The sequence below is a fragment of the Agromyces humi genome, assembly GCF_009720255.1.
Classification (GTDB): Bacteria; Actinomycetota; Actinomycetes; order Actinomycetales; family Microbacteriaceae; genus Agromyces; species Agromyces humi.
In genome coordinates, this window is the sequence record NZ_WJSP02000511.1 from 1 (window position 1) to 2,173 (window position 2,173).

The window sequence follows — 2,173 nt, forward strand, 5'->3', positions numbered from 1 at the left end:
TCTGGCAGAGTTGGGCGGCGCGGATCGCGGCGACATAGCCGCCCGCAAGCCATCCTCCCGCACACGGCCGACGGGGAGTGCGACGACCCCGATCGTGACGGAGGTCGCGGCCTCGAGCGCACGGAGCTCCTCGGATGCCCGGCCGTGGTCGGCCCGCACGCCGGGGACGGCGTTCCCCGGCGGCGCTGAGGCCCACGCCGGCGGCGCTGCCAGCACGGTGGACGCGATGCCTGCTGCTCCCGCTGCGCCCCCGAGGGCGAGCAACGAACGCCGGGACAGGGATGCGGATTCACGCGATGAACTCATGGATCGCAGTCTTCCGATGCGCGACCGATGCTGGCAAAGCACCGAACCGGGCTATTCATGCAAGGATCGCATGCATGGCGCGCAACTTCGACCTCCTGTCGGCGTGCGAGGCCTTCGTCTCGGTGGCCGAGCACGAGAGCTTCACGGCCGGAGCCGTCGGGGCCGGAGTGACGCAGTCCGTGGCGAGCCGGCGCATCGCCGCCCTCGAAGCGCACCTCGGCGGTCGCCTTGGCCGGTCACCCTCTCAGGAAGTGGGACTTGCCCGACCCGTTCGAGCCCAGGACCGCGACCCGGTCGCCGTACCAGACCTCCAGGTCGAACGGGCGCATGAGCCCGGTCAGCTCGAGGGCCTCGCACACGACCGCGCGCTTGCCGGTGCGGGCGCCCCGCAGCCGCATCGACACCTCGTGCGCGGGCGGGCGCTCCTCGGGCGGCCCGGCCTCCTCGAACTTCCGGAGGCGCGTCACCGCGGCCTGGTAGCGGGACGCCATGCCGTCGTTGTAGGTGGCCTTCACCTTGAGCGTCGCCACGAGCTGCTTCAGCGCCGCGTGCTGCTCGTCCCACCGCCGTCGCAGCTCGTCGAGCCGCTCGAAGCGCTCCTCCCGCGCCCGGTGGTAGCCCTCGAAGCTCCCGCCGTGCACCCATGCGGTGTTCCCGGCGGCGCCGAGCTCGAGCGTGACGATGCGGTCGGCGGCGCGGGCGAGCAGCTCCCGGTCGTGCGAGACGAGCAGCACCGTCTTCTGCGTCGCGCGCAGCTCGCCCTCGAGCCAGCGCTTGCCGGGCACGTCGAGCGAGTTGTCGGGCTCATCGAGCAGCAGCACCCGCTCGGGCCCGCGCAGCAGCGCCTCGAGGGCGAGTCGCTTCTGCTCCCCGCCCGACAGCGTCGAGAGGTCGCGCCACTTCGCCCGCTCGAACGGGAGGCCGAGCGCGGCCGTCGTGCAGTGGTCCCAGACGACCTCCTGCTCGTAGCCGCCGGCCTCCGCGTACTCGGCGAGCGCGGTGGCGTAGCGCATCTGCGCGGCGGTGTCGTCGCGTTCGATGAGCACATTTTCGGATGCCTCGAGCTCGAGCGCCGCATCGCGCACCCGCTTCGGCGCCACCGAGACGAGCAGCCCGGCCACCGTGTGCGCGGCGCCCGGCGCCGTCTGTCCCGTGCCGACGAACTGGTCCATCACGCCGAGGCCGCCGTCGACCTGCACGCTGCCCTCGTCGGGCCGCAGCTCCCCGCGGATGATGCGCAGCAGGGTCGACTTGCCCGCACCGTTCGCGCCGATGAGCGCGGTCGTGCGCCCCTCGGTCACGCGGAAGGCGAGGTCGGCGAGCAGCGGCCGGCCGTCGGGGAGCGAGAAGGAGACGCCGTTGACGTCGATGAATCCCATGGGAGTGTCCGTTCGATTCGCGGCATCCGCCACGGCGCCCGAGGGCAGCCGATCAGACTATCGCCACGCGGCATCCGTCGCCACCTCATCCGCTTCGTGCGGCAAGCTGGAGGCATGCAACGCGTCGCCGCCGAACCGCTCGATGTCCTTCGCACCCGCACGAGCGCGAAGTGGCGCTCCTACCCCGACGACGTGCTGCCCCTCCCCGTCGCCGAGATGGACTACCCGCTGGCCGAGCCGATCGCCAGGGCACTGCACGCCGCCGTCGACCGCTCCGATACGGGCTACGTCGCGAGCAGTCGCCCCGTCGCCGAGGCCTTCCAGGGCTTCGCCGCCGCACGGCTCGGCTGGGACGTCGACCCGGCGCGCGTCACCTGCACCGCCGACGTGAGCCTCGGCAACGTCGAGGTGCTCCGCCGCGTCACGCGGCCCGGCGACGGCGTCATCATCACGCCGCCGGTCTACCACCCGTTCTTCGACCTGCTGCC

1 protein-coding gene and 3 pseudogenes are annotated in these 2,173 nt (G+C 72.6%); 2 read left to right on the forward strand and 2 right to left on the reverse strand.

The features are described 5' to 3' along the window. Positions 1-306 (reverse strand): hypothetical protein (locus tag GH736_RS24735; RefSeq protein ID WP_203230901.1); only part of this gene is annotated, 306 nt, incomplete at its 3' end. 74 nt (positions 307-380) lie between these two features. On the opposite strand from GH736_RS24735, the pseudogene GH736_RS25325 reads away from it, so the two are divergent. Then, positions 381-524: pseudogene (locus GH736_RS25325) on the forward strand (helix-turn-helix domain-containing protein); the annotation flags it as partial. A gap of 24 nt (positions 525-548) precedes the next feature. On the opposite strand, the pseudogene GH736_RS21590 reads toward GH736_RS25325, so the two are convergent. After that, positions 549-1,685 (reverse strand): annotated as a pseudogene (locus tag GH736_RS21590) (ATP-binding cassette domain-containing protein); the annotation flags it as partial. 114 nt (positions 1,686-1,799) lie between these two features. Between GH736_RS21590 and GH736_RS25330 the strand changes: the two are divergent. After that, a pseudogene (locus tag GH736_RS25330) lies at positions 1,800-2,173 on the forward strand (aspartate aminotransferase); the annotation flags it as partial.